This is a genomic window from Hyphomonas sp. UBA3601 (assembly GCF_002375605.1).
Classification (GTDB): domain Bacteria; phylum Pseudomonadota; class Alphaproteobacteria; order Caulobacterales; family Hyphomonadaceae; genus Hyphomonas.
This window is the reverse complement of record NZ_DFME01000098.1, coordinates 8536-13014: the sequence shown is the minus strand read 5'-3', so window position 1 is coordinate 13014 and position 4479 is coordinate 8536. Positions and strand designations below refer to the sequence as shown.

At 60.9% G+C, this 4479-nt stretch carries 6 protein-coding genes; all 6 read right to left on the bottom strand.

Annotation, left to right across the window (positions count from 1 at the left end; translation table 11 throughout):
* Positions 1-524, bottom strand: a 524-nt coding sequence (locus B4F73_RS09895) for a tetratricopeptide repeat protein (protein WP_290483151.1), incomplete at its 3' end; no start/stop codon positions are given.
* Positions 521-1954 carry an ATP-binding protein gene (locus tag B4F73_RS09890; protein WP_206991010.1) on the bottom strand — a complete coding sequence of 478 codons (1434 nt, stop codon included), beginning with the start codon at positions 1952-1954 and terminating at the stop codon, positions 521-523. The genes B4F73_RS09890 and B4F73_RS09895, both read right to left, overlap by 4 nt.
* A 27-nt stretch (positions 1955-1981) precedes the next feature.
* Entirely contained in the window at positions 1982-2665 is a 684-nt protein-coding gene (locus B4F73_RS09885; RefSeq protein WP_206991011.1) for a response regulator transcription factor, read from the bottom strand.
* Between the two features lie 35 nt (positions 2666-2700).
* Complete coding sequence (locus B4F73_RS09880) at positions 2701-3012, bottom strand: PepSY domain-containing protein (RefSeq protein WP_290479698.1); 312 nt, start codon at positions 3010-3012, stop codon at positions 2701-2703.
* Between the two features lie 93 nt (positions 3013-3105).
* Positions 3106-3867, bottom strand: coding sequence for a helix-turn-helix transcriptional regulator (locus B4F73_RS09875; protein ID WP_290483150.1), 762 nt, complete (start codon positions 3865-3867; stop codon positions 3106-3108).
* Positions 3868-3939: 72 nt separating this feature from the next.
* Positions 3940-4479, bottom strand: a 540-nt coding sequence (locus B4F73_RS09870; protein WP_290483149.1) for a response regulator transcription factor, incomplete at its 5' end; no start/stop codon positions are given.

Below are 4479 nucleotides of genomic sequence, written 5' to 3'. Positions count from 1 at the left end.
TCTTCCGGCAGGCGCGAATAGATATAGCGCATGGCCTGTTCGGCCTTTTCCTGATCGCCTGCCTGCGACGCACCCATGGCCGCCCACATACCCGCGCGCACCTGGGTTTCATCCAGTTCATAGGCCTTGGCGAACAGGCGCGTGGCCTCTGGCGAGACCGCGCCATTGTTCAGCTCGACCAGCGCATCGCCAAGCGCCAGCAAGGCTGGCATGAATTCATTGTCCCGCCGCAAGGCAGACTGGTAGGCCCTTGCTGCATCCGACGTGCGTCCCTGCGCGCGCAGGATCTCACCAATGAAATAGTGTGGCTGGGGATCGTCAGGGCGTTCCACCACGGTCGCCTCAAGACGCGACAGCGTTTCAGCCTGGGTCAGCGCGCCCGGATCGGTACGGATTTTCTCCATCAGGCCAGCCTGCCGGTCTTTCATCGGCAAATCGCCCATACCGGGTTTGCCGACCAGCAGATATCCACCAATCGCCACCGCCAGACAAAGTGCGAGGATGATACCGTTCCGACGTGTCATGATTTTGGAAACTTCAACACGGCCTTCAGGCCACCCATGCCGGAATCCCCCAGATCGAGACTGCCGCGATGCAGTTCGGCCAGTTCCTTGACGATGGACAGGCCCAGTCCGGTGCCGGGGGTGGTCTCATCGAGGCGCACGCCGCGCTTCAGGGCGCCCGCACGTTCTTCTTGCGTCAGCCCCTTGCCGTCATCCTCTACCTCTATGGTCAGCGCCTCTGCCCCATCGCGAACCCGCACCATCACTTCGCTCCGGGCCCATTTGCAGGCGTTTTCCATCAGATTGCCGACCATTTCCTCGAGATCCTGTTTCTCTCCCCGGAACACGGCCCCGACCCCGCCGTCAACGGACACGTTGACGCCCCTTGCATCATAGAGCCGGTTCAACATGCGTGCGATGCCATCGATCACTGGGCGCAACTCGGTCCGTGCGCCCAATGTCTGCGCCCGCGCCACCATTTGCGCGCGCTTCAGGTAATGCTCGACATTGGTCTGCATGTTTTCCGACTGGCGACGCACCACATCATCCAGCAAAGTATCACCGGTCGCCTCATTGCGCAGCACGGCCAGCGGCGTCTTCAGGGCATGGGCAAGGTTACCGACATGCGTCCGCGCGCGCTCGACCACCTGCCGGTTATGCTCAAGCAGCTTGTTCAATTCATCGGCGAGCGGGCGCACTTCGGCCGGATAATCCTCAGACAGTTTCTGCCGCGTGCCTTCACGCACCTCGGCAACGTCATCCCCGATGCGCCGCAACGGACGCAGCGAGAACGATATGCCCGCGACCATCGCCGCGAACACACCGCCGAACAGGGCAATCATCGTGCCCAGCAACAAATTCCGGAAGCGCGTCGCCGCCGCATCATTGGCCGCGCGGTCAGCCGCCGCCACCAGAACAAGCGGCGTGTCACGATTGGCGATCAGGATCGCGCGAGACGCCACGCGCACATGCTGTCCGGCCGGACCAACAAGGTCAAAGTCCCCGAACTGCGTCATGCCGGGATTGGCCAGCGTCCGATCCAGTTGACCGTCGCTGAGGGGAACGGGCTCGTCCCAGAGGCTGCGCGAGCGAATGTCTCCCGCGATGTCGCCTTCGGAGCTGACCCCCACAATGGCCCAGTAGCGCCCGGAATATTGCGTGCGAAAACGCACATCCCCGAGAAAGAATTCGCGCTGGGAATCCGTGACCTGGCCATCTTCGAGAAACGCCCCTTCCCGAGTCATCTCGCGGGTCAGGCCAACAAGATTCTGTTCCAGATCCTCTTCCAGCAAGCTGAGCGTCTGCGCGCGATAGACCGCTGACAAGGCGAGCGCGCCGCCGACCAGCACGACCAAGCCCCACACCGCCGCTGCCAGCATGATCCGCCGCGCCAATGACAGGCGCGTCCAGCGGTCCAGCAGGGTCGGGTTTGAAGGGGCGCTGTCGCTCATGGTCCGGGCTCCGGCGCGGTGCGGGCCTTATCCGACGACGCGGGTTTCGGCATCCGGCACGACAAGGCGGTAGCCAAGGCCCCGCTCGGTCTGGATACGGTCCTGCCCGATCTTGCGGCGCAGGCGACCGATGAAGACCTCGATCGTGTTCGAGTCGCGATCAAAGTCCTGATCATAGATATGCTCGACCAGTTCCGTGCGCGGCACGACGCGGCCCATATGATGCATCAGGTAAGACAGAACGCGATATTCGTGCGCGGTCAGTTTCACAGGTTCGCCATTCACACTGGCACGGGCGGCGCGCGTATCGACCACCAGCTTGCCAGCCTCCAGCGTCGCGGCAGAGTGACCGGCGGCGCGGCGCAACAGGGCGCGCAAGCGCGCCAGCAACTCTTCGGTAATGAACGGCTTGGTGAGGTAATCGTCAGCGCCGGCATCAAAGCCAGCCACCTTCTCGCTCCACGAATCGCGGGCGGTCAGAATCAGGACCGGGAAGGATTTTCCGTCCGCACGCCATTTCTTCAGGACGCTGACGCCGTCCATCTTCGGCAGGCCGAGGTCCAGGATCACCGCATCATAGGGTTCGGTGTCGCCCAGAAAATGGCCATCCTCGCCATCTGCGGCGAGGTCCACAGCATAGCCTGACTGTGAGAGCACATCGGCCAGCTGGCGGCGCAAGTCTGAATCATCTTCAACTACCAGGATACGCATCTACACGTCCCTCCGATCTAATAAGCAATGTCGGGTCAAGCACCCTGCCGGTCAAGGACTGCACCCGTACGGGCGTCCACCGTAAAGCGCATCTTGCGGCCATCCCCCGTCATCCAGTCGATCTTGTATTGCGGCTTGCCGCCATTATCGAACAGGTCTGCACCGAGTTGATAGCCGCCATATTGCCGCTTCAGGCTCTGGAAAATCTGGCTGAGGGGAACGGTTTTGCCCTGCCGCACCGAATCGCGCGCCTGGCCGGGCGACCATTGGTTACGCCAGTCCTGAGCGATCGCCGGAGGCGTCACCACAAGGCCCATGGCCAGAAGAAGGGCAGAAATCCGTTTCATACCATGGCTGTATAGGCATCAGGCTCTGAATACCAAGTGAACATATGCCGTCGGATTCGTTCAGGCTGCGATTGGTGCCAACAGGATGGGCAATCAAGCACGTTTCGGACGCGCACGACGCTGTTGCGCGGCTGCCTCGACGTTCGGGTCTGACGCGATCACGAGCCCGCGCATTACGCCCTTCATCACGGCGGAGGTTCGGTCGAACACGTCCAGCTTGGCAAAGATTCGTTTCACGTAAGTGCCAACAGTCTCCTGGCTGAGGTCCAGCATGTCCGCGATGCCCGCATTGCTGCGGCCTTGCGCCATCCAGTGCAACACGTCGAGTTCGCGGCTGGACAGGTTCATCTCATATTGCAGCTCAGCCGACATCAGCTGGCAATAACGCAGATAGGCGGTCTCGGCGCCAATCTGGAAAAGCGACAAATCGACTCCGTCCAGATCATCTTCTCCGGATTCCGAACTGGCGGCGATGAAGCCGACCCGCGCCGCCGACCCGTAAGTGGCGACGCATATGCCCTTCGCCATGCCCCATTTGGACAAGTCTGAAAGGTATCGGGTTTCCCGCTCATTCAGCACGACATCGTTTGGCAAGTCATGCCAGCGAAAGGCCGTTCCGATCCGCACCGAAATGTCTGGCAGCGGGTCGTCCATATGACGGGTATCGCGATAGGCGGTTTCCCACTCTTCCGGAAAGCCTGCATTGGTCAGCCCGCGACCTACCGAGCGATCATGGCCAACCGGGGACAGACACAAAAGCCGCGGCACACCCATCTCGCCAAAGGCCGAGACGGCCGCTTCGCGCAGGTCCTGCAACGATCGCGCCTCTATCAGGCCCTTCAACTTGTTGAGCACGCCACTGCCTCCCCGGACTCGAGGAGGATTGTGAGGGCTCGCGCAATATTTTCAAGCAGAATAGTAGAAATACTATCCATCTCTTCGATGTTTCGCTCTCATCTGGTCGGCGACAAGCTCAGAAATCGGGTCCGACACGATGACCATTCCCTGACGGACCCCCTTCATCACGGCCGAGGTTCGGTCGAACACTTCCAGCTTGGCGAAGATACGCTTCACATATGTATTGACCGTGTCCTGACGGATGCCAAGCACATCGGCGATGGCACTATTGCTGCGGCCCTGCGCCATCCAGTAGAGGACGTCCTGTTCGCGACCGGACAGCTGGACCGGTATGTCCGGGTCCATGGTTACCAACTGGCAAAATCGCATGAAGGACGACATGCCCACAAACTGAAAGAACTCGCGGTCAATGCTCTCGACTTCCGGTCCGTCAGGATCCGTGCTGGCCGCGATCAGACCCACTCTCGACACATTGCCATATTGGAGCATGCAGATTCCCTGACCCATCTGCATCTCTCTGAGGAACTCCATATAGGCGAGTTCATTCTCTGAGAGCGACACCGATGATGGCAGGCGGTGCCAGTATAGCGGCCCGCCAATTCTGGAAGC